Annotated in this window: 23 protein-coding genes and 1 pseudogene; 13 read left to right on the top strand and 11 right to left on the bottom strand. The window is 67.7% G+C overall.

All coding sequences use genetic code 11. The features are described from left to right. Positions 1-83 precede the first annotated feature (83 nt). The 5 genes from PV781_RS15090 (at position 84) to rimM (ending at position 4,406) form a co-directional block, all read left to right on the top strand. Positions 84-644: a sigma-70 family RNA polymerase sigma factor gene (locus PV781_RS15090; protein ID WP_274776448.1), complete on the top strand. Its 561-nt coding sequence runs from the start codon at positions 84-86 to the stop codon at positions 642-644. Beyond that, the gene (locus PV781_RS15095; RefSeq protein ID WP_274776449.1) at positions 641-1,435 is read left to right on the top strand and encodes an anti-sigma factor; all 795 of its coding nucleotides are present in this window, start codon (positions 641-643) and stop codon (positions 1,433-1,435) included. Before PV781_RS15090 ends, PV781_RS15095 begins: the two co-directional genes overlap by 4 nt. A 247-nt stretch (positions 1,436-1,682) precedes the next feature. Further along, positions 1,683-3,209: a signal recognition particle protein gene (ffh, locus tag PV781_RS15100; RefSeq protein WP_274776450.1), complete on the top strand. Its 1,527-nt coding sequence runs from the start codon at positions 1,683-1,685 to the stop codon at positions 3,207-3,209. A 143-nt stretch (positions 3,210-3,352) separates the two neighbouring features. Continuing rightward, the gene (gene rpsP / locus PV781_RS15105) at positions 3,353-3,709 is read left to right on the top strand and encodes a 30S ribosomal protein S16 (protein ID WP_274776451.1); all 357 of its coding nucleotides are present in this window, start codon (positions 3,353-3,355) and stop codon (positions 3,707-3,709) included. 148 nt (positions 3,710-3,857) lie between these two features. Beyond that, entirely contained in the window at positions 3,858-4,406 is a 549-nt protein-coding gene (gene rimM, locus PV781_RS15110; protein WP_274776452.1) for a ribosome maturation factor RimM, read from the top strand. Positions 4,407-4,445: 39 nt separating this feature from the next. Here rimM and PV781_RS15115 read toward each other — a convergent pair whose 3' ends face one another. From PV781_RS15115 to PV781_RS15135, 5 genes are all read right to left on the bottom strand, one after another. Continuing rightward, entirely contained in the window at positions 4,446-4,946 is a 501-nt protein-coding gene (locus PV781_RS15115; protein WP_274776453.1) for a TIGR00645 family protein, read from the bottom strand. Between the two features lie 117 nt (positions 4,947-5,063). Continuing rightward, the gene (locus tag PV781_RS15120; RefSeq protein WP_274776454.1) at positions 5,064-5,945 is read right to left on the bottom strand and encodes a carbohydrate ABC transporter permease; all 882 of its coding nucleotides are present in this window, start codon (positions 5,943-5,945) and stop codon (positions 5,064-5,066) included. A 64-nt stretch (positions 5,946-6,009) separates the two neighbouring features. Next, positions 6,010-6,957 (bottom strand): carbohydrate ABC transporter permease, encoded by a 948-nt coding sequence (locus tag PV781_RS15125; RefSeq protein WP_274776455.1) that lies wholly within the window; start codon positions 6,955-6,957, stop codon positions 6,010-6,012. Between the two features lie 151 nt (positions 6,958-7,108). Continuing rightward, positions 7,109-8,422 (bottom strand): ABC transporter substrate-binding protein, encoded by a 1,314-nt coding sequence (locus PV781_RS15130; protein ID WP_274776456.1) that lies wholly within the window; start codon positions 8,420-8,422, stop codon positions 7,109-7,111. An 81-nt stretch (positions 8,423-8,503) separates the two neighbouring features. Continuing rightward, positions 8,504-9,586, bottom strand: coding sequence for an ABC transporter ATP-binding protein (locus PV781_RS15135; RefSeq protein ID WP_274776457.1), 1,083 nt, complete (start codon positions 9,584-9,586; stop codon positions 8,504-8,506). A gap of 300 nt (positions 9,587-9,886) precedes the next feature. Between PV781_RS15135 and PV781_RS15140 the strand changes: the two genes are divergently transcribed. The 3 genes from PV781_RS15140 (at position 9,887) to PV781_RS15150 (ending at position 12,933) form a co-directional block, all read left to right on the top strand. Next, entirely contained in the window at positions 9,887-10,852 is a 966-nt protein-coding gene (locus tag PV781_RS15140; protein WP_274776458.1) for a 2-hydroxyacid dehydrogenase, read from the top strand. Between the two features lie 108 nt (positions 10,853-10,960). Then, on the top strand, positions 10,961-11,779 hold the full coding sequence (locus tag PV781_RS15145; protein ID WP_274776459.1) for a protease inhibitor Inh/omp19 family protein: 819 nt from the start codon (positions 10,961-10,963) through the stop codon (positions 11,777-11,779). A 233-nt stretch (positions 11,780-12,012) separates the two neighbouring features. Next, entirely contained in the window at positions 12,013-12,933 is a 921-nt protein-coding gene (locus PV781_RS15150; RefSeq protein ID WP_274776460.1) for a TorF family putative porin, read from the top strand. 366 nt (positions 12,934-13,299) lie between these two features. Here the strand turns inward: PV781_RS15150 and PV781_RS15155 are convergent, their stop codons facing one another. From PV781_RS15155 to PV781_RS15175, 6 genes and pseudogenes are all read right to left on the bottom strand, one after another. Next, positions 13,300-15,045: a response regulator gene (locus PV781_RS15155; RefSeq protein ID WP_425532406.1), complete on the bottom strand. Its 1,746-nt coding sequence runs from the start codon at positions 15,043-15,045 to the stop codon at positions 13,300-13,302. A gap of 297 nt (positions 15,046-15,342) precedes the next feature. Beyond that, positions 15,343-15,759: pseudogene (locus PV781_RS24125) on the bottom strand (PAS domain-containing protein); the annotation flags it as partial. A 272-nt stretch (positions 15,760-16,031) separates the two neighbouring features. Next, positions 16,032-16,832: a 1,6-dihydroxycyclohexa-2,4-diene-1-carboxylate dehydrogenase gene (locus PV781_RS15160; protein WP_274776462.1), complete on the bottom strand. Its 801-nt coding sequence runs from the start codon at positions 16,830-16,832 to the stop codon at positions 16,032-16,034. Positions 16,833-16,909: 77 nt separating this feature from the next. Continuing rightward, complete coding sequence (locus tag PV781_RS15165; protein WP_274776463.1) at positions 16,910-17,839, bottom strand: dioxygenase family protein; 930 nt, start codon at positions 17,837-17,839, stop codon at positions 16,910-16,912. A gap of 84 nt (positions 17,840-17,923) precedes the next feature. Next, complete coding sequence (locus tag PV781_RS15170; protein WP_274776464.1) at positions 17,924-19,096, bottom strand: muconate/chloromuconate family cycloisomerase; 1,173 nt, start codon at positions 19,094-19,096, stop codon at positions 17,924-17,926. Between the two features lie 89 nt (positions 19,097-19,185). Beyond that, the gene (locus PV781_RS15175) at positions 19,186-20,550 is read right to left on the bottom strand and encodes an MFS transporter (RefSeq protein WP_274776465.1); all 1,365 of its coding nucleotides are present in this window, start codon (positions 20,548-20,550) and stop codon (positions 19,186-19,188) included. 523 nt (positions 20,551-21,073) lie between these two features. Here PV781_RS15175 and PV781_RS15180 point away from each other — a divergent pair. From PV781_RS15180 to PV781_RS15200, 5 genes are all read left to right on the top strand, one after another. Then, complete coding sequence (locus tag PV781_RS15180) at positions 21,074-21,958, top strand: LysR family transcriptional regulator (RefSeq protein WP_274776466.1); 885 nt, start codon at positions 21,074-21,076, stop codon at positions 21,956-21,958. A 56-nt stretch (positions 21,959-22,014) separates the two neighbouring features. After that, complete coding sequence (locus PV781_RS15185) at positions 22,015-22,416, top strand: MarR family winged helix-turn-helix transcriptional regulator (RefSeq protein WP_274776467.1); 402 nt, start codon at positions 22,015-22,017, stop codon at positions 22,414-22,416. Positions 22,417-22,477: 61 nt separating this feature from the next. Continuing rightward, the gene (locus PV781_RS15190; RefSeq protein ID WP_274776468.1) at positions 22,478-23,794 is read left to right on the top strand and encodes an MFS transporter; all 1,317 of its coding nucleotides are present in this window, start codon (positions 22,478-22,480) and stop codon (positions 23,792-23,794) included. 33 nt (positions 23,795-23,827) lie between these two features. Continuing rightward, complete coding sequence (locus tag PV781_RS15195; RefSeq protein ID WP_274776469.1) at positions 23,828-25,009, top strand: thiolase family protein; 1,182 nt, start codon at positions 23,828-23,830, stop codon at positions 25,007-25,009. A gap of 12 nt (positions 25,010-25,021) precedes the next feature. Then, positions 25,022-26,422, top strand: a complete 1,401-nt coding sequence (locus PV781_RS15200; protein WP_274776470.1) for an MATE family efflux transporter — start codon at positions 25,022-25,024, stop codon at positions 26,420-26,422. The last annotated feature ends 2 nt before the right edge of the window (positions 26,423-26,424 follow it).

A 26,424-nucleotide genomic window follows, 5' to 3' on the forward strand; every position in this document is an offset into this window, starting at 1 on the left:
CCTTCAGAAAAATTTTCCCCGCGGCGGACGCATCCAAGTGCCGCTCCGGCATGTACTGTCACAGAACGGGAGAGAGCGACGCGATGACAGCCGCCGCGCGGACGGAACCGGTCCTTGATTGCGAAGCTGCGCTTCTTGCCTGTGCAAAGGGCGAACGGGAGGCGCTGCAGGCCCTCTATGCCGCCGAGGCCGGCCGCATGCTTGGGGTCGCCCGCCGCATCCTGCGCCGCGATGCCCTGGCCGAAGAGGCGGTGCATGACAGCTTCGTCCTGATCTGGCGGCAGGCGGGCTCGTTTGATCCGACGCGAGGCGGCGGACGCACCTGGATCTATGCCATCCTGCGCCATCGCGCCCTGAATATCCTGCGCGGGGAGACCCGCACCGACCTGATGGACGACATGGAGCCGCTCGGCCTCGAAGCGCCGGAGGACAGCCCCGAGGCGGCGATGCTGCGTCTGTCGGAATCCGGACGCCTGCGGGCATGCCTCGAGCGGCTGGAGGCGCCCCGGCGCGGCGCGCTGCTGCTGGCCTATGTGAGCGGCCTCACCCATGGCGAATTGGCCGGGCGCTTCGGCGTGCCGCTCGGCACCATGAAGTCCTGGATCCGCCGCTCCCTCCTCTCGCTGCGGGAGTGCCTGGCATGAGCGCGCCCCCCGACGAGACCGAACTGCTGGCCGCCGAATATGTGCTCGGCCTTCTGGACGCGCCCGACGAGGCGCGAGCCGCCCAGCGGGTGCACGCTGATGCCGCTTTTGCCACCCTGGTGGAAACCTGGCGCGCACGCTTCGCCGAGCTGGACATCACCGCGCCCGCAGGCGCGCCAGATCCAGCCCTGTTCGCCCGCATCGCCGCGACGCTGGACCAGGACGAGGCGCCAGCATCCTCCCCCAGAGCGGCACCCGAGCCCTCACCCGCGCGCGCCGAGACGGCGCCGGCCCGGCCGTCGGCCGGGCGCGCCACGCATGGCGGGGCGGACAGCCTTATGGCGCGCCTATGGGACAGCCTCGGCTTCTGGCGCACGGCGGGCTTTGCGGGCGCGGCGGCAAGCCTCCTCCTGGTTCTGGCCATCGCCTTCAGCCCGCTCGGGCGGGCGCCGCAGCCGCAATTCGTGGCGGTGCTCATGGAAGCCCAGGGCGAGCCGGCGGCGGTTGTGAACGCCTATGCGGACGGCACCGCCGACCTCATTCCGCTGCGCCCCATCGCCGTTCCCGATGGCCGGGTGCTGGAAGTGTGGACGCTCCAGGACCCGGCGCGAGGTCCCGTCTCCATCGGCCTTGCGGGCGAGGCGCGGCGCATCCGGCTCGACTTGAAGACTCTGCCGCGCACCGGGCCGGACCAACTGTTCGAGATCACCCTGGAGCCCCGTGGGGGCTCTCCCATCGGGCGGCCCACGGGGCCAATCCTGATGAAGGGCACCACCAGCCTCGCCTTGTGAGCGGGCGGGGCCGGCAAGAGACCAAAGGCGCCCAAAGGGTGCCCAATGTAAGCCGGCCATTGTCTCGCCGGCTTTCGGGTGTTAAGAACGCGCCCTTCAAGAGGACGGCCACGCCGATCCAGCCGACCGGGCCGAGAGCCCGGAGGTCCCCGCCCGACAGCGCGATGCGCCCTCGGGCGCGATGGGCGTTGGGCGCACCCTCGCGAAACCCCTCTGGCCTTGCGGCCGGAGATCACCGGACGGACCCATGTTCGACAGCCTTTCCGACCGCCTCGGCGGCATACTCGACAAGCTCAAGCGGCGCGGCGCGCTCACCGAGGCCGACGTCGGGGAAGCCATGCGCGAAGTGCGGCGCGCCCTGATCGAGGCGGACGTCGCCCTCGACGTGGTGAAGAGCTTCACCGACAAGGTGCGCGAGCGCGCCATCGGCGTCGAGGTGGTCAAGTCCGTGACCCCCGGCCAGATGGTGGTGAAGATCGTCCATGACGAACTCGTCGCCATGCTGGGCTCGGACGCCGATCCCATCGACCTCAACGCCCCTGCCCCCGTGCCGATCCTCATGGTCGGCCTGCAGGGCTCGGGCAAGACCACCTCCACCGCCAAGATCGCCAAGCGCCTGACCGAGAAGGGCAAGCGCCGCGTGCTGATGGCCTCGCTCGACACCCGCCGCCCGGCAGCCATGGAGCAATTGGCGACGCTGGGTTCCCAGGTGGGCGTGGCGACGCTGCCCATCGTGGCCGGCCAGTCGGCGGTGCAGATCGCCCGCCGCGCCATGGAGGCGGGCCGCTTCGGCAATTATGACGTGGTGATGCTCGACACCGCCGGCCGCGTCACCCTCGACGAGGGGCTGATGGCGGAGGTGGCCGAGGTGAAGGCCGCCACCGGGCCGCACGAAGTGCTCCTCGTCGCCGACGCCCTCACCGGCCAGGACGCGGTGAACACCGCCAAGGCGTTCGACGCCCGCGTGGGCCTCACCGGCATCATCCTCACCCGCGCCGACGGCGACGGGCGCGGCGGCGCAGCCCTTTCCATGCGCGCCGTCACCGGCAAGCCCATCAAGCTGATCGGCACCGGCGAAAAGATGGACGCGCTGGAGGATTTCGATCCCAAGCGCGTGGCCGGCCGCATCCTCGGCATGGGCGACGTGGTGGCCCTCGTCGAGAAGGCGGTCGAAAATATCGACGTCGAGAAGGCCAAGGCCGTCGCCGAGAAGATGCGCAAGGGCGCGTTCGATCTCGAAGACCTGCGCGACCAGCTCGGCCAGATGCAGAAGCTCGGCGGCATGTCCGGCCTCATGGGCATGCTGCCCGGCATCGCCAAGGTGAAGAACCAGATCGCATCGGCCAATATCGACGACAAGGTTTTCCGCCGGCAGGTGGCCATCATCAATTCCATGACCCGCCAGGAGCGGCGGAACCCGAAGGTGCTGGACGCCTCCCGCAAGCGCCGCGTGGCCGCGGGCTCGGGCACCAAGGTGGAAGAGATCAACCGGCTGCTGAAAATGCATCGTCAGATGGCCGACATGATGAAGGCCATGGGCGGGGCCGCCGGCAAGCGCGGCCCCATGGCGGGCCTCGCCAACATGTTCGGCCTTGGCGGAGGCGGGCCTTCACCGGAAATGCTTCAGCAGATGGCCGAGAAGATGCCCGGTGGCGCTGGCGGGCTGCCGCCGACCATGCCGGGCCTTGGAAAGGGCCTGCCTCCCAACTTCCCCGGCGGGCTTCCCGGCCTGCCGCGCGGCCTTCCGGGTCTCGGAGGTCCGAAGAAGAAGTGACCGCGCGGCGGAGAGCGCCGTCGCGGCCGGATCGACCGGCCGTGTGCGGACCTTCGCCCGCGCCTCCACCCCAACCCCGCGCCGGCCTCGCTTCTGCCTGGACGTCGCGGTCCGAAACATGACGCCTTGAAAGGAAAAGTCCCATGTCCCTGAAGATCCGCCTCGCCCGCGGCGGCGCCAAGAAGCGCCCCTATTACCGCATCGTCGTCGCTGACGCCCGTTCGCCCCGCGACGGCCGCTTCATCGAGAAGATCGGCACCTACAACCCGCTGATCGCCGGTGAGCGCGTCACCATCGACGTGGAGAAGGCCAAGGCCTGGCTCGAAAAGGGCGCCCAGCCCACCGATCGCGTGGCCCGCTTCCTCGACGCCCAGGGCCTCCTGAAGCGCGAAGCCCGCAACAACCCGAAGAAGGCCGAGCCCGGCAAGAAGGCCCAGGAGCGCGCCGCCGAGCGGGCCAAGGCCGCCGAAGCCGCCGCTGCCGCCGCCTCCGCCGAGTGAGGTGGCATGGACGGCTCCCCGCGCCGGTCGTCGTGACCGCGGGGGTGCCGTCCTTTCGCCCTGAAGCGCGGCGGCCCCGCCGGCGCGCTTTTCCGCCCGCCCCGGAGACGGTGGCGGGATGACACCGTTTCAGCATGCAGGGCCTGCCATGACCGACCGTGTTCTCATCGCGCGCATCGGCGCGCCGCACGGGGTGCGGGGCGAAGTGCGCCTGTTCGTCTTCGGGGCGGACCCCGAGGCGCTGTTCGACTATCCCCTCACGGATGAAGCTGGCACCCGCACCTTTACGGTGGCGAGCCTGCGCCCTGCCAAGGACCATTTCGTCGCCCGCCTGAAGGGCGTCGACGACCGCAATGCGGCCGAGAAGCTCACTAACACGGACCTCTTTGTGCCCCGCGAGGCCCTGCCGCCCGCCGAGGACGAGGACACCTTCTACCATGCCGACCTGATCGGCCTGCGCGCCGAGGCCCCCGATGGCACGCTGCTCGGCACCGTCACCGCCCTGTTCGACTTCGGCGCCGGCGACATTCTTGAATATGCCCCCGCCGGAGGCGGCAAGACGCGCCTCGTGCCCTTCACCCGCGCCGCCGTTCCGGTGGTCGAGGTGGCGGCCGGTCGGGTGGTCATCGACGCTCCCGCAGAAATCGAGGGCGAGCCGCAAGGCGGCACCGACAGCGAAGCCCCAGACGAGACCTGATGCCGCACAAGGGTGCCGAGGCGGCCCCCGGCTGTCGGATCAGTGGCCTTTGGCGCTGATCTTGTCGGAGAAGGCGAGCACCAGGCTCGAGCCGACGAACACCACGTGGATGATGACGAGCCAGGTCAGGTAGCTCGGGTCCGCATCCGGCTTCAAATTCATGAACGCTTTGAGCAGCGCGATGGCGGAGATGGCCACGATGGAGGCCAACAGCTTCTGCTTGAGGCCGGCAAAGTCCACCTGCGTCATCCATTCCGGCCAGTCCGGATGCCCCTTCGGGTCAATCTTGGAGACGAAGTTCTCGTAGCCCGAGAAGATGACGATCAGCACCAGGTTGCCGGTGAAGGTCAGGTCCACCAGCGTCAGCACGCCCAGGATGATGTCGCTCTCGGAGGCGCTGACCGCGTGGGTGACGAAGTGCAGCAGTTCGTGGCCGAACTTGAACAGCAGCACCAGCAGCGAGACCACCAGCCCCACATAGAAGGGCGCCATCAGCCAGCGGCTGCGGAACAGCACCTGTTCAAGCGCGCGTTCGAGCATCGTCCCCAAGCCCCCATCGTCGTTGCGTGAGGGGTGCCATGCGGCAGCGCAAAAGGCAACGGGGCCGCAGCCCTTCGGCCCCGGCCCCGCCCGGTCCCATGCCCCGTAGGCCTGACCCTATTCCTTCACCGCACCGGTCATGGATGAGACGTAATAGTCCACGAAGAAGGAATAGAGGATCACCACCGGCAGCGAGCCGATCAGCGCGCCCGCCATCAAGGCTCCCCATTCATAGACGTCCGATCGCACCAGCTCGGTGAGCACGCCCACCGGCACGGTCTTGTTTTCCGACGACTGGATGAAGGTCAGCGCATAGATGAACTCGTTCCAGGACAAGGTGAAGGAGAAGATGCCCGCCGAGATCAGGCCCGGCACGGAAAGCGGCAGCAGCACCTTGATGAGGATCTGCCAGCGCGAGGCCCCGTCCACCAGGGCGCACTCCTCAAGCTCATAAGGAATGGAGCGGAAATAGCCCATGAGCAGCCAGGTGGAGAAAGGCACGAGGAAGGTGGGATAGGTGAGGATGAGGGCAAGCTTGGTGTCGTAGATGCCGAGCTTGAACACCATCAGCGCCAGCGGGATGAACAGGATGGACGGCGGCACCAGATAGGCCAGGAAGATGCCGAGCCCGACCCAGCGCGAGCCATGGAAGCGCAGGCGCTCAATGGCATAGGCGGCGAACACCGAAGCCATCAGCGAGATGAAGGTGGCGCACACCGAAATCAGCATCGTGTTCCAGAGCCAGCCCGGATAGGAGGTCTCGAACAACAGATACTTGATGTGCTCAAGGGTGGGCTCCACCACCCAGAGAGGAGAGTAATTGGTGTAGTCGGTCAGTTGGTAGTTCGGCTTGATGGCGGTGATCGCCATCCAATAGAACGGAAACAACAGCACGAAGACAAAGATGAGCAGCGGCAGGACCACCGTGATCAGGCGCTTCGGCAGGCTGTCCAGATAGCTCATGCCGGTGGAATTGTCGGTGACGGACGAGTTGCTCATGGCCGGGCCTCCCGAAGCGGGGGGTGGATCGCGGTGCGGGGCGTGAGAAGGATGAAGGCGCGCATCAGTCGCCCCCGCCCTGCTGCCACTTGCGGCGCTGCAGGCCGAAATAGCTGAACAGGATCGCCGCCAGCAGGAAGGGGATCATAGCCACTGCAATGGCCGCGCCCTCGCCCAATTGGCCGCCGGGAATGGCCCGCTGGAAGGACAAGGTCGCCATCAGATGGGTGGCATTGAGCGGCCCGCCTCGGGTGAGCACATAGATCAACTGGAAGTCGGTGAAGGTGAACAGCACCGAGAAGGTCATCACCACCGCGATGATGGGCGAGAGCATGGGCAAGGTGATGAAGCGGAAGCGCTGCCAGCCGCTCGCCCCATCCAAAGTCGCCGCCTCATGCAGGGATTGCGGGATGGTCTGGAGGCCCGCCAGCAGCGAGATGGCCACGAACGGAATGCCGCGCCACACATTGGCGGCGATCACGGACGCCCGCGCATTGGTGGAATCGCCGAGGAAGTTGATGTTGTGATCGATGAGCCCCATTTTGATGAGAGCCCACGAAATCACCGAGAACTGGGCGTCGAAGATCCACCAGAATGCGATGGCGGACAGCACGGTGGGCACCACCCACGGCAGCAGCACGATGGCGCGGAAGAAGCTCTTGAACGGCAGGTGCTGGTTCAGCAGCAGCGCCAGCCACAGGCCGAGTGCGAATTTCAGGATTGAGGCGGCGGTCGTGTAGAGGACGGTGTTGAACACCGCCAGCCAGAACACGCTATCCTCCCACATGAACTGGTAGTTCTCCAGTCCGATGAAGACCCCCTCCCGGCCGATGCGCGTGTCGGTGAAGCCGAGCCACACGCCGAGCCCGAGCGGGTAGGTGAGGAACAGCAGCAGGAACACCGCCGCCGGCAGAAGAAATACGAGGCCGAGCACATGCCGCCCCTGGCCGATGCCGGCCCACCAGGATCTGCCGGATGCCCGAGGGGCCTCCCGCGCCGCCACGTCTGCCATGAAACCGCCTCTGAAGACTTGAACCGAAAGGAAGGATGAAGGCCCGGGGCGCGCCCTCGCGTCCCGGCTCTGTCAGCCGGCCTGCGCCTCCAGGGGGAGACGCATCACGGATGGAGCGAGCCGGGCGCCCAAGGGACGCCCGGCCCCGTCCTCAGCGATAGATGCGACTGGCGCGCTGCTCGGCGCGCCGGGCGGCTTCCTCGGGAGTGCGCTGGCCGGTGGCGGCTTCCGCCACCATGTCCACCACGATCCAGTCCGCCATAGCGGCCGCGGACTGGGGACCGAGCGGGCCGGAATAGCCGTTCGGCCGCAGGGTCTCGGACGCCCGCGAATAGGGCTTGTGGATCGGGTTGTCGGTCCACACCGGATTGGAGGCGAAGGCCTTGAGGGTCTGGCAGCAATAGGCGCTGGCACCCGTGATCCAGGCATTCATCTGCGGCGCGTCGAACATGAAGGCGAGATAGGCCTGCGCCGCCTGTGGGAACTTGGAATATTTGAAGATGCAGGCAGAGGTGGTCTGGTGCAGCTCGATCTCCTTGCCCACCGGGCCGATGGGGAAGTTGGTGGAGCGCATGTCCGCCGCCATGTCGGCGAGCTTGGGGTCGTTCTTGGCCCCGTAATACACCGACACACCATTGGCGGTGCAGGAGATTTCGCCGGCCAGGAAGGCGCGGTTGTTGTTCACGTCGAGCCAGCTCTCGGTGCCCGGAATGAAGGTCTTGTAGAGCTCGGCCACATATTTCAGGGCGGCGACCGTCTCAGGGCTGTTGATGACCACCTTGCCGTTGTCATCCACCATCTTGCCGCCGTGGCTCCACAGCACCCAGTGGCAGAAATTGTTGCCGTCGCCGACGCCATGGCCGAGCGTGAAGCCCATGGGATGGCCCTTGGCTTTGAGCGCCTTGCCGAGCTCAAGGAAGCCCTTGGTGTCCTTCGGGAACTCGCTGAAGCCGGCTTCCTTCATCCAGCTGTCGCGATAAACGACCGCATTGCCGATGGTTGCCAGCGGCAGGGCGATGAACTTTCCATCCTTCTTGGCATAGAGGGCGGGGGCCTCGTACCAGCCGCCATACTTGTTGCCGAGCGCAGTGGCCAGCGGCGTCACGTCCAGGAGCTTGTCGGGATATTGCTGGGCGTCATCGAACCACACCCACACGATGTCCGGGCCCGAGCCCACATTGGCGGCCACCGCCGCCTTGGGACGGATGTCCTCCCAACTCTCCTTGTCGATGCGCACCTCGATGCCGGTGGCCTCGGTGAACTTCTTGGTGTTGGCGAGCCAGGCATCCTCCTCGCCCTTCACGAAGGGCGACCAGCGCAGCACGCGCAGCGAGGCACCGGCTTCCGGCTTGAACTCGGGCATGGCGCCCTGCGCGAAAGCCGGCCGCCCGGCCATGCCGCCCAATGCGGCCGCGCCGGCAAGCCCGGCGCCGCTCATGAGAAGATTGCGACGGGAAATATCCATTTGGCGTTCCTCCGGTGACGTCTTGGGGTCACTTCAAGCGCCGGCCGCTTCGTCTTGTGCGAGCGGTCTTTTCGGCGCGGTTCAGCTGGCGAGGCGCGTACCGCTTGCCTCGTCGAACAGATGCGGCATGCCCTCCAGAGGCATGATGCGGATGGTCTCGCCGGGCGCAAGGGCCAGGCGCTCGCGGAACAGGAGGGTGATCTCCTGGCTGCCCTTGCCTTCCTCGCCGATGCGAGCCACCGCGAGGATCTCGGAGCCGGTCGGCTCCACCACGATGATCTCGACGGGCACGCCGGCGGGATCGAGCCGCACATGCTCGGGCCGCAGGCCATAGATGGCCCGGCGTCCGTCGCTGCCGGCGGGTGCGGTGTCGAGGGGGAAGGTGGCGCCGCTGTCGGTGACGAAGGTCGCCCGGCCATTGAGGCGCACAGTGCCCTTGATGAAGTTCATGGCCGGCGAGCCGATGAAGCCGGCCACAAACTGGTTGGCGGGCCGGTCATACAGGTCGAGCGGGGCGCCGATCTGCTCCACGATGCCGTCATGCATGACCACGATCTTGTCGGCCATGGTCATGGCCTCGATCTGGTCGTGGGTGACATAGACCGTGGTGGTCTTCAGGCGCTGGTGCAGTTCCTTGATCTCAGTGCGCATCTGCACGCGCAGCTTGGCATCGAGGTTCGAGAGCGGCTCGTCGAACAGGAACACCTGCGGATCGCGCACGATGGCCCGGCCCATGGCCACGCGTTGGCGCTGGCCGCCGGAGAGCTGGCGGGGATAGCGGTCCAACAGATGGGTCAGGCCCAGAATGCCCGCCGCCCGCTGCACGCGCCCGTCGATCTCCGACTTGGGCGCCTTTCGCAGCTTCAGCGAGAAGCCCATATTGTCGGCCACCGTCATGTGCGGATAGAGCGCGTAGTTCTGGAACACCATGGCGATGTCCCGTTCCTTGGGCGGCACCTCGTTGACCACGCGGTTGCCGATCAGGATCTCCCCACCGGTGATATTTTCCAGCCCGGCAATCATGCGCAGGAGGGTGGACTTGCCGCAGCCGGAGGGCCCCACCAGGACGACGAACTCACCGTCGCGAATTTCCACATCGACGCCGTGGATCACGGCCGTCGTACCATAGGCTTTCTTCACACCGCGAATGTCGACGGTCGCCATCCGTAAAAGCTCCCTGAGACTTCCAACCCGATCTATCGGCCTTCGGTCTCTCCGCCTTGAGGCGGGGCCGGGCCTTTCTTTGGACCGCAGGAAACGGTCGTTCGTCCGCCTTTTGCGGGAAGCCTCCGGCTGGAGCCGGACACGTCTCGGCGGTACGCGAACGATCATGGTGTGGCCGCCCGGCTGGATCAAGTGAATTTTAAAACGATTGAACAAGCCATTGAATCCGCCTGCCGGGGCGCTTATCCAGGCAAGGCCGCCACCCGGCGGCGGACCGCCCCCAACGACCGAGCTTGCGCCATGACCTCAGCCCCCCGCCCCTTCCTCCTCACCACCGGCTCTGTGATGGATCATGTGGTGGAGCGGCAACTGGCCGAGCATTTCACCCTGGTGGGCGGCATGGACGTGGAAGGGGCGATCGCGGCCCACGGCCCCGAGATCCGCGCCATCGCCACCCGCGGCCGCCTGAAGGTGGACGAGGCCATGATGGCCCGCCTGCCCAAGCTTGAGATCGTCTCCAATTTCGGCGTCGGCTACGACACCGTGGACGCGTCCGCCGCCGCGAAGCGAGGCGTCGTGGTCACCAACACACCCGAAGTGCTCAACGAGGAAGTGGCCGACCTGACGCTGGGCCTGCTGCTCGCCACCGTCCGCGAGATCCCCCAGGCGGATCGCTTCCTGCGCGAAGGCAAATGGCTCAACGGCGCCTATCCGCTGGGCCTCACCCTGCGCGAGCGCAAGGTGGGCATCGTTGGCATGGGCCGCATCGGCAAGGCCATCGCCCGCCGGATCGAAGCGTTCGGCCTGCCCATCTCCTATCACACCCGCACCCCGCAGGCGGACCTGCCCTATCGCCACTATGGCGACCTGGTGGCGCTGGCTGCTGACGTGGACACGCTCATCCTCATCCTGCCCGGTGGTCCCTCCACGAAGCACCTCATCAATGCGCAGGTGCTGGAGGCGCTGGGCCCCGACGGGATCCTGATCAATGTGGCGCGCGGCACCGTGGTGGACGAGCAGGCCCTTATCGCCGCCCTGAAAGCCGGGACCATCCGCGCCGCCGGCCTTGATGTGTTCGAGGACGAGCCGCGCGTGCCGGCCGAGTTGATCGCCATGCAGAATGTGGTGCTGCTGCCTCACGTGGGCTCCTCCACCCACTACACGCGCACTGCCATGGGGCAGTTGGTGGTGGACAACATCCTCTCCTGGTTCGCGGGCAAGGGGCCCATCACCCCGGTCGCCGAGACCCCCTGGCCGAAGGCCTGAGGCGGCCCGCCTTGCACCCGAGCGGACGACACCCGTCGTCCGCTCCCCGCCGCCTGCAGCGGCATTGACGCGCTTCCCCATTGCGGGGGCCTGGGCTAGCCTTGCCCCATGATGCGCCTGCCTACCGCCCCGCTCCTTCTCGCCTTGTGTGCCGCGAGCCTTGGCGCCGGGCTGGACGCGTCCATCTCCCCCACCTTCGCCCAAGGTGCGGGCACGCCGAAAAGCGAGCCTCGGCCGGCAACCCAGAAGCCTGCACCGCCCAGGCCGGCCAAGGTCGACCCGGCGCTCCAGGCGGCCGCCCAGAAGATTGCCGGCCCCTTCATCCTGTCCAGCGCCGATGGCGCGCGCACCTGCCCCCTGACGCTGCGCGCGGACCCCGCGTCAAATGCAGCATCGGGCTCCGGTGCGGCCTTCCTGGTCAGCCAGGAGGGGGGTCCCTGCACGGCCATCGCCTTCGCCCCGCAGATGGTCGCCTGGTCGCTGGACCCCTCCGGCGCCATCCGGCTGCTGGACGCGCAAGGCCGCCTTGGGGTCGAGTTCACCGAGGCCACGGGCGGCAGCTACGAGGCCCTGCGCGAGGGCGACGGCGTCTATTTCCTCGCCCATCCCGCCGCGCAGAGCGGCATTGAGGTGTCGGTGGAGGAGATGACCGGCGACTGGGACCTCGCCCGGACGGCCGGCAAGCCCATCTGCCGCTGGACCCTTTCTCCTGACCCCGGACCCGGTGGCAGCCTGATGGTGCGGGTGGCACCGGGATGCGACGCGGGGCTTTCGCAGTTCGTCCCTTCGGGCTGGCGGATCGAGGGCGGGAATGTCCTGGTGGAGTCCGGCTCGGGTGCACCGCCGGTGCGATTCGCGCGACAGGAAGATGGCAGCTGGGCGAAGGTTCCCGAGCGCGGTCGCCCGCTCCTCCTGTTGCGCCCCTGACACAGTCGGGCCGCAGGACAGGCATTTCCCACACGGAAAGAGGATGCTGCACTGCGGCCTAAACCTTGGCCGTGCGCTGAGTTTCCCCTGCCCGTTGCGATTTTGCAACATTGAAATCCAGCATTCATGCGGTGTTGTCTAATTTTTGGTCAGCGCGTGCTCCTTTTTTCACATTGGACAATGTGGAGAAATTTGGTCTCAATCAAATCAGATTTCTTCTTGGGGGTAGGTGTATGAAAAAGCTCGCACTCGCTGCCGCTGCCAGCACGATGATCGCCGGCTCGGCTTTCGCGGCCGATCTGTCGACGATGCCCGTGAAGGCCGTGGTGGCGCCGCCGCCGCCCCCCATGTGGGACCTGGCCTTCGGTGTGACTGGCACGTCCGACTATCTGTTCCGCGGCATCAGCCAGACCAACAACAACCCCGCCATCCAGGGCTATGTCGAGCTGCAGCTGTTCGACTGGGTTTACCTGAACGTGTGGGGCTCCAACGTTAACTGGGTCGGCACCACCATTTCGGGTCTCGGCTACACCAACCCCAACAGCTCGCTGGAAGTGGACTTCTCGGGTGGCCTGCGCCACACCTGGAACAACTTCACCCTCGACGTCGGCGCGGTGTACTACACCTATCCCGGCAGCAGCGCCTCGGTTGACCCGGCCACCGGCCTGTCCACCGGCCCCGGCTCGACCGACTACAATTACTGGGAAATCTACGCCAAGCCCTCCTATCAGGTGGCGCCCTGGCTGAACCTCGGCCTGAACCTCTACTGGACCAGCGACTTCGCTGCCACCGGCACCGACGGCACCGCGCTCTCGGTCACCGCCAAGGTTCCGCTGCCCGCGTTCGGCCCCGGCGGCGACTTCGGCTGGTACCTGTCTGGCGAGTTCGGCCATCAGTGGCTGTCCACCAGCGCCTACAATTACGACGTGACCAACGTCTTCACCGGCTACACCTACAACACCACGATCGCTGGCTACAATTGGTGGAACGTCGGCGTTGGCTTCACCTACAAGGCGGCCACCCTGGATCTGCGCTACTCCGGCACGGATCTGAGCAACGACAACTGCGCCTTCATGATCAGCAACCAGAATGCTTGCGGCAACAAGTTCGTCGCCAGCCTCTCCTTCGCGACCTCCTTCAACGCTCTGAAGTGATGTCGTCCTGGCTTCGGCCAGGGTTGCACCTCGCATCTGCCGCGCCTTGGCGCGGTGCTCGAGACCAGAAGCCCCGTCGGATCTCCGGCGGGGTTTTTGTTTGTCTCGCAAGTCAACGGGCGGGCGGGGACCGCCACGCCCTGATCCTGCCATCCCAAGCGCGCAAACAAGGGGATGCCACGCCCGGCGTGCTGCATTGCTGGGCGCCCAAGGGGGGATTGCTAGGCGGCGTGCCGAGCGTGGAGGTGGCTTGCGGGGGTGTGGCCCGTGTGTCTCGCGCAGGCGAACATGCCGGGCGCAGGCGTCGCAGATTCGGCGATCCCATGTCCAACCGGCGAAGCTGGGCGGCGCTCAGTTCCGGTCGGCTCAGGCCTGGCCTGCACGCACCATGCGGACGGATGGCGCGGCGGTCATCGCCTCGACGCGGGCAAGGAGCGTGTCCAACTCGAACGGCTTGGTCAGCAGCTCCGTGCCCGGCCGGCGGTCTGCCTGGCCGAGATCCAGCTCGTGGGCATAGCCGGTGACGAACAGCACCTTCAGGCCCGGACGCCGCGCCCGCCCCGCATCCGCCAGCTGGCGCCCGTTCATGCCGGGTAGCCCCACATCGGTCACCAGGAGATCAATCACGGCGCCGGACTCCAGGATAGCCAAGCCCGAGGGACCGTCGGCCGCCTCCATCACCCCGTAGCCGACCTCGGCGAGCGCCTCCACCACCAGGGCGCGCACCGCGGCCTCGTCCTCCACCACCAGCACCCGCGCCGTCTGGCCGGCATGGCGCAGCGTCAGGCCCGGACTGTCGGAGGGCGCCTGTTCGGCGGGTGCATCGCTGCGCGGCAGAAGAAGCATCATCTTCGTTCCCGCCCCTGGCGCGCTCTCGATGCAGGTGGAACCGCCGGACTGCTGGGTGAAGCCATAGATCATGGACAGGCCAAGCCCTGTCCCCTTGCCCAGCGGCTTGGTGGTGAAGAAGGGGTCGAAGGCCTTGGCCATGGTCTCGGCCGACATGCCATGGCCGGTATCGGAGACGGCGACAAGGACATAGTCGCCCGGCTGTGCCAGCCGGTAGCGTCGACACTGCGCCTCCTCCACCGGCAGGTTCCTGGCCGCGATGGCCAGCTGTCCGCCATGGGGCATGGCATCCCGGGCATTGATCGCCAGGTTGAGAATGGCGCTTTCCAGCTGGTTGGGGTCGCAGGTTGCGGGCCACAGGTCGGCTGGCGCCTGCACTTCCAGCGTGATCAGCTCGCCAATGGACTTGCGGATGAGGTCTTCCATCCCCCGCACCAGCGCCATCACATCCACGGGCCGCGGATCCAGCGACTGGCGGCGGGAAAAGGCGAGGAGGCGCTGGGTGAGCGATGCCGCCCGGTCGGCGGAGGCGCCGATGATGGATAGATAAGTCCCGACGTCCGCGCCCGCATCACGCGCACGCCGCCGGCGGATCATGTCGAGGGAGCCCGTGATGCCCGTCAGCAGGTTGTTGAAATCATGGGCGATGCCCCCCGTCAGCTGGCCCACGGCCTCCATCTTCTGCGCGTGGCGCAGCGCCTCCTCGGCGTGCAGGAGGGCTTCGGCATTGGCCTTCTGCTCGGTAATGTCGCGGCCATAGCCAAAGACGAGACCGCCCTCCCGCGCCGTGTGCCAGGAGATCCAGCGCAGCCCGCCGTCAGCGGTGCGGAATCGGTTCTCGAACGCGGTCAGGTCCTCCCCCCCGACAGCCCGCCGCAAGGCGGAGGCGGAGCCCGGCACGTCCTCGGGCGGCATGAATTCCGCAAAGTTGCGGCCGACCACCTGGTCCGGCGCATGGCCGAGGATACGGGTCCATGAGGGGCTGACCGAGCGAAAGATGCCATCAGCGGTCACCGTGACCAGCAGGTCGCGCGAATGGGACCAGATGCGGTCCGCACGCCGCCGCTCCTCCGCCAAGGCCGCCACATTGGCCAGGGCGCCGCTGATCTGCCCGGCCAGCAGGCGCGCGAGATCGGTCACATCGGTGTCGCTGCGCAGATAGGGGTTGAGGCCCAGCACCAGATGTCCCGCCGGCCCTTCCTCGGAAGCCCCGGGTATGGGCACCAGCAGCGCGCGCGCGGGCGGCACCTCCCAGGCCCCCATGGGGCGGGGCAGGTCCACCGGCAGATCAAGGAGGCGCCAGGGGGCTGCGCGGCTTTCCAGTGGCGCATCCAGGGGCCAGGGGTGGGACACAAGCGGCCCAGCGGCCTGCGAACAGGCAACGCCCCGCCACCCCTTCTCGCCCCGCAGATAGATCAGGGCGAATGGAAAATCGCGGGGATTGGCGCCCAACACGGTGCGGGCGGCGGCGCAGACCGCTTCATCGGTGGTTGTGCCCACCAGCTCCATGCCAAGCATGCGCAGCGAACCCAGCCGGCGCTCGGCGATGACGCGCTCAGTGACTTCCGTCACCACGCAGAGCAGCCCATCCACCGCGCCTGTTGGCCCGAACAGCGGACTGTATGAAAAGCTGTGATAGGTCTCCTCGGGAAAGCCGCTGCGCTCCAGCAGCAGGAGGAGGGCGTCGTTCCAGGTGGCCTCTCCCGCGCGCACGCGCGCCACCTGGTCAGCCACATCCTCATAGACCTCCGCCCAAACCTCGCGGAAGGGGCGCCCGAGCATGGCGGGATGCTTCAGGCCGAGGGTGGGAATGTAGCTGTCATTATAGAAGAAATTCAGGTCCTCCCCCCAGCCGAGCCACATCTCGAACCTTGAGGTGAGCAGCATGCGCAGCGGGATCTTCAGACCCTCCGGCCAGGACCGCGGATCGCCCAGCGGCGTTTTCGACCAGTCGTGCGCCCGCATGCGAGCGGCCATTTCGCTCGAGCCGGGAAACACCTCCGCGAGATCTGGACGCGGCTCCGCCACCTTGCCTTCCCCCTGACCTTATGCGGCGCCCAAGTTTGGGGCACCCGGCACAACGCCTCCGCCACGCTTTGGTTCACGCTGGCGGTGCGTTTTTGCGCCCGCGGTGAGAGGGCGAGCGCGGGTGCACATCATAAGGCAAGCGGGCGCCTCGGCCAGCCGTGCCCTGCCTGACGGCCTGAAAGGCGGGAGGCGTTCCACAGAGCGCAGAGTGGGAGCCGATCCTAACCCTGGTCACCTCCACCCACGGGAAGGACCGTGCCGGTGATGTAGGAGGCCTCGTCAGAGGCCAGGAACAGGATGGCAGCGGAGATTTCGGCAAGCTCCCCATAGCGCCCCAGATGGGTGGAGCGGACCGTCTGGTCCACCACCTCCTGCATCCAGGCCTTGTCCTGATCCGTGGGGAGGTCGGTGCCGCGCGGAATGCGGCGCGGCGGAGCGGCCACCCCGCCCGGTGCCACCGCATTCACGCGAATGCCGGTGCCGGCCAGCTCGAAGGCAAGCGAGGCGGTCAGCGCGTTCACGCCGCCCTTGGATGCTGAATAGGGGATGCGGTTGATGCCCTTGGTGGCGATGGACGAGACATTCACGATGGCGCCGCGCCCCTGCTCCAGCAGATAGGGCAAGGCTGTGCGGCAACCCCACAGGGTGGGAAAGAGCGAACGACTGATCTCCGCCTCGATCTGCGCCTCGCTGAAGGTATGGAAAGGCCGCATCCAGATGGCGCCGCCCACATTGGTCACCAGCACGTCGATTGCGCCGTGGGCCGCCATGGCGCGGGCCATGACGCGCTCATTGCCCGCATAGATCTCCAAGTCCTCCTCCAGCGCCACCACGGGAGCGGTGCCGGGAAGGGCCTCGATCTCCCGCGCCACCTCATGGATGAGGGGCGAGCGGTCAACGATGACGAGGCGCGCGCCCTCGGCGGCGGCCTCGAGCGCCACTTGCTTGCCCACGCCCTGGGCGGCGCCGGTCACCACCACGCTCTTGCCGGCGAAGCGGGCGCGGGAAGTCTTCTGGTCCATGGAACGGCTCGGCTCCTCGTCAGGTCCGTGCGGCGCGCCCAAACGGGGCGCACCGGTTCAGGGTTTCAAGCCGCCCCTCAATGGGCAGGAACATGGGCGCGGTCGACCACCGTCTTCGGCGCGTCGGCCCGCTCCTTGGTGAGCACGATGTCGAACGTCGTGCGGGCGAAGGGCTGGTTGAAACCGGCATCGCGGATCGCCTCCGCATCGGTCACGCGCTCCAGCGTCACCACCAGTTCCTCGCGGGTGCCGAAGGCAAAGTCGGTATAAAGATATTCGTCGCCGGTGAAGTTGAACTGCGTGGTCAGCTGGCGATAGCCCGGCGCCGAGATGAAATAATGCACATGGGCGGGGCGCTCCGCATGGCGGCCCACTGCCGTCATCAGCTGGCGGGTGGCGCTTTCCGGCGGGCAGCCATAGCCGTTGGGCACGATGGTGCGGGCGCGGTAGCGGCCTTCCGCGTCGGTCTCGATGCGCCGGCGCAGATTATAGGGCGCCTGCTCGCCATCGATGAAGGAATAGCCGCCCTTGGAATTGGCGTGCCAGATATCGACAATGGCGCCGGGAATGGGGGTGCCGGCCTCGTCGGTCACCTGGCCCTCGATGATGAAGATCTCGCCGGGATCGGTGCCGTCATCCATCCGCGCCTCGCCTTTGGAGAGCGGCGCGCCGGCCACGTAAAGCGGCCCCTCGATGGTGCGCATAGTGCCGCCCGAAAGGCCCGCGAGGCGCTCGGCCTCGTCGAGCCGCAGGTCGAGGAAATGCTCCAGCGCGACGCCGGGCACCAGCAGGCCCAGTTCGTCATTCTTGGCCGCCTTGCCGATGAAGGCGACAGCCGCCCAGAACTCGTCCATGGAAACATCGCACTCGTCGATCACCTGCATCAGGCGATAGAGCAGCTTCTCGGTGACCTCCTTGACGCGGGCATTGCCCTTGTCGGTGTCCGTGCCCGCGGCACGGGCGGCGAGCAGCTTCTTGTCGGCGTCGGAAATGAGGTTCGCAGGCATTGGCGTTTCCTGTCTTGGTCTGATTGGGTCAAGGCCCCCGAGCGATCCGGGTCGGCGGCGTGGAAGTTGGAAGGGTCGCGGCGTTCAGCCCGCCTGCCCGGCGGTGCTCACCACATGCAGCGAACGCTCTGCCCGGTCGCGGCGGAAGCGGGCGAGCTGGCGCTCGCTCAAGGTCACGCCGAGGCCGGGGCCGGTGGGGACCGCGAGGCCGAAATCGGAATAATCCAGCGGGGTTTCCAGGATTTCCTCGGTGAGCAGCAGCGGCCCGAACAATTCGGTGCCCCATTCCAGGCGGCCGAGGGTGGAGAAGAGATGGGCCGAGGCAGCGGTGCCGACCCCCGCCTCCAGCATGGTGCCGCCATAAAGGCCGATGCCGGCGGCTTCCGCAATGGCCGCCACCTTGGCGGCGGCGAACAGGCCGCCGGACTGCTCGATCTTCAGCGCGAACACGTCGGCCGCCGCCTGGGCGGCGAGCACGAAGGCGGTGTCCGGGCCGTAAAGGGCCTCATCCGCCATGATGGCCACCGGCGTCTCCCGCGCGAGGCGGGCGAGGCCCGCCACGTTGCGCAGGGCGACCGGCTGCTCAATCAGGTCGACACCCGCCTCGGCCAGCAGGGGCAGCATGGCGGAGGCGGTGGCCTCCGACCAGGCCTGGTTGATGTCCACCCGCACGGACGCCCGCGTGCCGAGCGCCCGCTTGATGGCGGCCACATGGGCCACATTGGCGCGCGGATCGCCCTTGCCGATCTTCAGCTTGAAGATGTTGTGACGGCGGCGCGCCAGCATCTCCTCGGCCTCGGTGATGTCGCGCTCGGTATCGCCGCTCGCCAGGGTCCAGGCCACCGGCAGGCGGTCATGCTGGCGCCCGCCCAGCAGCTCGGAGATGGGGAGCCCCACGCGCTGGCCGAGCGCGTCGAGAAGCGCCGTCTCCACCGCGCACTTGGCGAAATGGTTGCCCTGCACCGACGTGCCGATGGTGGCCATGGTGCGGGCGACGCGGTTGGCGTCGCAGGCCAGGAGGATGGGCGCCATATAGGTGTCGATGGCGAGCTTCATGCCCTCCGGACTCTCGGCGCCATAGGCCAGCCCGCCAATGGTGGTGCCCTCGCCGATGCCCACCGTGCCGTCGGACATGTGGAGGCGCACGATCATCAGCACCTGCTGGCGCATGGTGGCCATGGCCAGCTGGTGGGGGCGGATCGTCGGCAGGTCGACGATGAAGGTCTCGATCCGCTGGACTTTCACGGCCTCGGCCACGGGGTGCGCTCCTGCATCTTTGGAGAGAGAAAAGGGGCGGCGCGCAGGCGCGCCGCCGGAAAAGGAGGGGCGAAGGTCGCCCCTTTTGGTCAGTGCGCGGCGGGAACCGGCTCGCCCTGCGGCTCGGAGGAGGTGCGCACCGTGAGGGTGGCCAGCGCCGCCAGGGCCAGCGGGATGGCGAGCGCCATGAAGTAGCCGGAAGGACCGGCCCCCGAGAGCAGCTGGCCGCCAATGGCCGAGCCCACGATGGCCCCCGAGCGGCCGATGCCGATGCCCCAGCCCGTGGCGGTGGCGCGCAGCTGGGTGGGATAGGCATTGGCGATCAGGTAGTTCAGCACCAGCTGCTGGCCGCCGATGCCGAAGCCGGCAACGGCGATCAGGGTGAAGACCACCGGCCAGCGGTCGCCCGCCATGCCGAGCCCGATCGCCGTTCCGATGCCCACCAGGAACATGAACACCAGGAGCTTGCGGGCATCCACCTTGGGCAGGAACGAGGAGAGCGGCAGGGCCATGGCGATGAAGGCGGCGTTGACTGTGACCGTGCCATAGGCGGCCTGAGCCTTTTCGAGACCAAGCCCGGTGAGGGCCGTGGGCAGCCACTGGAGCAGCAGGAACCAGGCGATCCAGTTGAACAGATAGATGGCGGAGATGGCGATGGTCACGGCCCGGTAGCGGCCCTCGAACAGGCCGGCGATGGAGCCGCCGCGTTGCACCTTGGCGGGGCTGACGAGGCGGATGTCGGCTGGGATGCGCTGACCGGTCATCTGCTCCAGCAGCTTGCGGGCCTGGGCCTGGCCGTCATTCTCCTTGCGGGAGACGAGGTAGGCGGGGGACTCGGGCAGCAAAAAATAGATCACCACCATCAGCGCAAGGGGAATGGCACCGCCCAGCAGGAAGATGCCGCGCCAGCCGAGCACCGGCAGCCAGCTCGCCGCGATGAGGCCGCCCAGCATGGCGCCGGCGGGCAGGCCCAGCAGGACGCCGGTGATCATCATGCCGCGCTTGGAGCCGGTGCTGTATTCACCGGCGAGCGCCAGCAAGGAGGGGGTCGCGCCGCCCATGCCCAGGCCGATCAGGAAGCGCAGCACGATGATCTGCGTCGGCGAGGTGGCATAGGCGCCCATGAGGGAGAACAGGCCGAACAGGAAGACGGCGATCAGGATCGCCTTGCGACGCCCGAACTTGTCGCCGAAACTGCCAAGCCCGATGGCGCCCACCGTCATGCCGATGATGGAGGCGGTGATCACCCAGGTCATTTCCGCCGGCTTCATGCCGAATTCTTGCGCGATGGCCGGGCCGATGAAGGCGATGGACTGGGTGTCGAAGCCATCCAGCAGCGCGATGATGAAGCACAGCCCCACCACCGCCCAGCGGCGGCCGGTCATGGATCCGGCGTCGATGATGTCCTTGATGTCCCGTGTCGCCCCTCCCGGGGCCGTGATCGGTGTCGGCATGGGTTTCCTCGCTTGTTCTGATGGTTGCCTGATGAGGCGAAAGAGACGCGCACGGCCGCAGAGCGTGCGCGGCGCGGCCCGGGCCGCGTCTGGAAGGAGGATCTGAAGAGGGACGCGGGGGCGCCCGATCCTCCGGCTCTAAGGAAGCGGAAGGCGCGCGGGCGAGGCTGCGCCGAGGCGCACCGTGAGGCTGCCCGATCGTGCGGCGCGCGCAGGGAATGCGCCAAGCAGTTGAAAGGCCGTCATGTTTCCTCCCATGGCGCACCGCCACGCGCCCCTTAAGGGCACCCGCGACTGTCCGAGCACGCTCTTCTTCTTGGGGCTGACCCTACCCGGCGCCGGGCGCGCGGCCCAACATCATTTCGGTCTATCTTCATACCCTTTAGGTATAATAGGATCGGGATGGACACGCCGTGCGGGGGCAATCTGGCCGTCCACGCCTTGGATTTTCAACCCAAGCGATGCATACGTACCTCATCGCCATCCACGTCATACCTCCTGAGTATTCGCGACGGACATCCCCATGGATCTGCGACATCTGCGCTACTTCATCACCGTCGCCACCGAGGGCTCGTTCAGCCGGGCGGCGGAGCGCCTCCACATGGCCCAGCCGCCGCTCAGCCGGCAGATCCAGCAATTGGAGGAGGAACTGGGGGTGCGGCTCCTCGACCGGGGGCGGCCGCTGAAGCTCACCGAGGCGGGACGCCATCTGTTCGAGCAGGGCGCGCAAATCCTCCAGCGCATGGAGGAGATCAAGACCACCACTCGGCGCATCGGTATGCGCATGGTCTTCCAGTTCAATATCGGCTTCGTCGCCTCCACCCTCTATGACGCCTTGCCCGAGCTGATCCGCGAATTCCGTATCCACGCGCCGCAGGTGAATGTCCAGCTGCTTGAAATGACCACGCTGGAGCAGATGGCGGCGCTGAAGGATGGGCGCATCGATGTGGGCTTCGGCCGGCTGCGCTTCGAGGACGAGGCGCTGGTGCGCGAGGTGCTGCGAGAGGAGCCCCTCTGCGCGGCGGTGGCCGCCGCCCATCCCCTGGCACAGGCCGGCGCGCGGCCGCGCCTGGCCGACCTCCAGGCCGAGCCGCTCATCCTCTATCCCCATTCGCCCCGCCCGAGCTATGCGGACCAGGTGCTCTCCTTCTACCGGGAAGCTGGCCTCTCGCCCCAGATCGGCATGGAGGCGCGCGACGTGCAGACGGCGCTCGGCCTCGTGGCCTCCGGCATGGGCATCTGCATCGTCCCCGCCTCCATCCGCCGCCTGGGGCGGGATGACGTGCGCCTGCTGGACCTGAACGAGCGCTTCTCCAGCCCCATCATCGTCAGCTACCGACGCAATGACGGCTCCGCCCTGCTGCGGCAATTGCTCAAGCTGATGCAGAAGCTCAAGGAGAAAGGGTAAGGGCAAATCCTTCGCGGGGCTGGACGGGGGTGACATGCGGGTATATACACGCACCCATGACGACCCCCTGCTATTGCAATGTGCTCCGCAAGGCGGCCCGGCGTGCCAGCGCGGCCTATGATGCGGTGCTTGCCCCCTTTGGCATCAACGTCGCCCAGTTCGCCCTGCTGCGGATCATCACCGTAAAGGGACCGCTCAGCCTGACCGAGCTGGCGCGCCTTGCGGAGTTGGACCGCTCCACCATGGGTCGCAATGTCCGCGTGCTGGAAGGGATGGGGCTGATGAAGACCCTGCGCAGCGACGAGGACCAGCGGGAGACCGTGGTCGCCCTCACCGAGCGCGGCATCGGGCTTTTCAACCAGGCTTCGCCGGCCTGGGAAACTTGCCAGGGCCAGATCGAGGCGCGGCTCGGCCCCGAGAAGATCGCTGCGCTCAAGGACATTCTCGCCGCCGTGTGAGGGCGCGTCCGCGCGCCATTCTACGCTCATTTACGGGCATATACCCACATCTGGATCCGCCATGACCGCACCTTCCGCCTCCACCTCCCTCCCGCCCGGCCTGCCCGGCGCGTTCGCTGCGCGCGGCATCCACTATGGCTGGGTGGTGGCGGGCGTCACCTTCCTGACCATGTTGGTGACGGCGGGCGCCGTGGGCGCGCCGGGCGTGCTCATCGGCCCGTTGCAGGCGGAGTTCGGCTGGGCCACCGCCGACATCTCGTCGAGCTTTGCCATCCGCCTCATTCTGTTCGGCCTCATGGGCCCGTTCGCGGCGGCCTTCATGAACCGGTTCGGCCTGCGCCCCGTGGCGGTGGTGGCCCTCACCCTCATCGGCGCGGGCATTGCCGGCTCGTTCTTCATGAGCCGGCTCTGGCACCTGGTGCTGCTGTGGGGCGTGGTGGTGGGGCTTGGCACCGGGCTCACCGCCATGGTGCTGGGCGCCACCGTCGCCACCCGCTGGTTCTCCGCCAGACGCGGACTCGTCATGGGCTTGCTCACCGCAAGCACCGCCACCGGACAATTGGTGTTCCTTCCCTTGCTCGCCCGCCTCACCGATACCATCGGCTGGCGCGGCGCGCTGGCGCTGGTGCTCGGTATGATCTTCCTCGCTGCCCTCGCTTTGCTGGCGCTCATGCGCGACCGCCCCGCCGACCTCGGCCTCCTACCCTACGGAGCGACGGAGGCGGTGCCCACGCCCGCCGCCCCTTCGACGTTCACGGCCATGCTGGCCTCGCCGCTCCTGTCGTTGCGCGAGGCCGCCTGCACCGCCACCTTCTGGGTGCTGTTCGGCACCTTCTTCATCTGCGGCGCCAGCACCAACGGCCTGGTGCAGACCCATTTCGTTTCCCTGTGCGGGGATTATGGCCTGCCCGCCGTCACCGCCGCCGGCATGCTGGCCATGGTGGGCGTGTTCGATTTCATTGGCACGGTGGGGTCGGGCTGGCTCTCCGACCGCTATGACAGCCGCCTCCTGCTGTTCTGGTATTATGGCCTGCGCGGTCTCTCGCTGCTCTATCTGCCCTTCAGCGACTTCACCTTCTACGGCCTGTCGATCTTCGCGGTCTTCTACGGCCTTGACTGGGTGGCGACCGTCCCGCCCACAGTGAAGATCGCCGCCGACCGGTTCGGCGCGCGCTCCAACCTGGTCTTCGGCTGGATCTTCGCCGGGCACCAGATCGGCGCAGGCGTCGCCGCCTATGGCGCCGGCTTCAGCCGCACCTTCTACCAGACTTACCTGCCCGCCTTCTTCGTGGCCGGCATCCTCTGCCTCATCGCCGCCATCGCCATCCTGGTGGTGCGCGAGCGCTCCGGAAGCCCGCCCGCTTCGGCGAAGGCCTGACCCCCACTTCAGATCCCAACCCAGGAGGCCCCCATGGCCACCGACATCATCCTTGCCCATCCCGTGCGCACCGCCATCGGCGCCTATAACGGCGCCCTGAAAACCATCCCCGCCACCCAGCTCGGCGCCATCGTGGTGCGCGAGACCCTGCGGCGCGCCGGGCTCGATCCAGCCGCCGTAGACAGCGTGGTGATGGGCAATGTGATTCAGGCAGGCAACCGGATGAACCCGGCCCGCCAGGCGGCCCTGAATGGCGGCCTGCCCGTCGCGGTGCCCGCGGTCACGGTGAACCGGGTCTGCGGCTCGGGCGCGCAGGCCATCGTCAGCGCCGCGCAGGAAATCGTGGCCGGCGCGGCGGAATTGGTCGTGGCCGGCGGCATGGAGAATATGGACCGGGCGCCCTATCTCCTGGATGGCGGCCGCTGGGGCTATCGCATGGGGCCGGCCGAGATCCTCGACAGCATGCTCACCGACGGCCTCCAGGATGCCCTTTCGGGCGAACATTCCGGCTGGCACACGGAGGACTTGGTCTCGAAGCTCCAGATCAGCCGCGCCGCGCAGGACGCCTTCGCCGCCCGCTCGCAGCAGCGCTTCGCGCAGGGACAGGCGGCCGGGCACTTCGCGGACGAGATCGTCCCGGTGGAGGTGAAGGGCCGCAAGGGCGTGGAGCTCTTCGCTGTGGACGAGGCGCCACGCCCCGACACTACGGTGGAGACCCTCGCCAAGCTGCGCCCCGCCTTCCAGCCGGAGGGCACCATCACCGCCGGCAATGCGCCCGGCCTCAATAGCGGTGCCGCCGCCATGATCGTCGCCTCCCGCGCCGCTGCGGACGCCAAGGGCCTTGCGCCCATCGCCCGCCTGGCCGGCTACGGGGTCGCGGCAGTGGAGCCGGGCCTGTTCGGCCTCGGGCCGGTCCCGGCGGTGAAGCGCGCCCTGGCGCGGGCCGGCTGGGCAATCTCGGACCTGGAGCGCATCGAGATCAACGAGGCCTTCGCCGCCGTGCCGCTGGCCGTGGTGCAGGAACTCGGCCTGCCGGAGGACATCGTCAATGTGGAGGGCGGCGCGGTGGCCCATGGCCATCCCATCGGTGCGACGGGGGCCATCCTGGTGACCCGGCTGCTCCATTCCATGAAGCGGGACGGCCTCACCAAGGGCATGGTCACGCTGTGCATCGGCGGCGGCCAGGGCATCGCCCTGGCGCTCGAGGCGATCTGAGAGGACACCCCCATGACGGACCGGGTCCAGCCGCATGTTGCCGGGCCGTCACGGGCCCTGCCGGACGATCATCGCACCCGGCGCCTGCTGGAGGCGCCGGTGGTGCCGCTGCTGCTGCGGCTCGCCTGGCCCAATGTCCTGATCATGCTGGCCCAGGCCTCCTCCGGCCTGATCGAGACCTGGTGGGTGGCCAAGCTCGGCACCGATGCCCTGGCCGGCATGGCCTTGGTGTTCCCGGCGGTGATGCTGATGACGACCATTTCCGCCGGGGCGCTGGGCGGCGGCATCTCGTCCGCCGTCGCGCGCGCGCTGGGGGCGGGGCAGCGGGATGTGGCGGATGGGCTCGTGCTCCACGCCATCGCCATCAACCTGCTGTTCGGGCTTGCTTTCTCCGTGCTCTTGCTGGCCGCGGGTCGGCCCATCTATGCCCTTCTGGGGGGATCGGGCGGGGAGCTGGAGGCGGCGCTCACCTATTCCAATGTGGTGTTTGCGGGCAATGCGCTGGCCTGGACCATGAACGGCCTCGCCAGCGTGGTGCGAGGCACCGGCAACATGCTGGTCCCGGCCCTTATCACCTGCATCGGGGTCGCCCTGCTCATCCCGCTCTCGCCACTCCTGATCTTTGGGTTCGGCCCGATTCCTGGCTTCGGCATTGCCGGCGGGGGCCTGGCCTTGGTGGCCTATTATGCGGGCGGCACCCTGGCCTTGGCCGGGTACATCCTGTCCGGCCGCAATGCGGCGCGGTTTCGCTGGGTCCGCCTGCAATGGGCGCCGATCGTCTCCATCACCCGCGTCGGCCTGCTCTCCGCGTTGCAGTCGATCCAGACCAACATTGTGATCGCCGGCGCCACCGCTTTGGTGGCCGCCCATGCGGGGGTGGAAGCGGTGGCGGGCTTCGGCACCGGGGTGCGCCTGGAATATCTGCTCATTCCGCTCATCTTCGGCATCGGCGCGCCGGTGGTGGCGCTGGTGGGCACCAATATGGGCGCGGGCCAGAACGCCCGGGCCGTGCGCATCGCCCTCACCGGGGCCGCCTTGGCCTTCACGGTGACCGAGGCCATCGGGCTCACCGCCGCGCTGTTTCCCGAAGCCTGGCTGGCGCTCTTCAGCGCGGAGCCGGACATGATCGCCGTGGGCAGCGCCTATCTGCGCAGCGTCGGCCCCTTCTACGGCTTCTTCGGCATCGGCCTGTCGCTTTATTTCGCCGCGCAGGGGGCGGGGCGGCTGTTCTGGCCCACCGTTGGCGGCTTCCTGCGCCTCGTGATCGCGCTGGGTGGTGGCTGGCTGGCGCTGGCGGCGACCGGCTCGCTCCATGCGCTGTTCGCGGCGCTTGCGGTCGCGCTGCTGGCTTATGGCCTCTCCCTGCTGGCGGTGGTGCGCTCGGGCCTGTGGCTCAAGTCCCCTTGGGGCTGAGG

This window comes from Aquabacter sediminis (assembly GCF_028863665.1).
In the GTDB taxonomy this organism is placed as follows: Bacteria; Pseudomonadota; Alphaproteobacteria; order Rhizobiales; family Xanthobacteraceae; genus L1I39.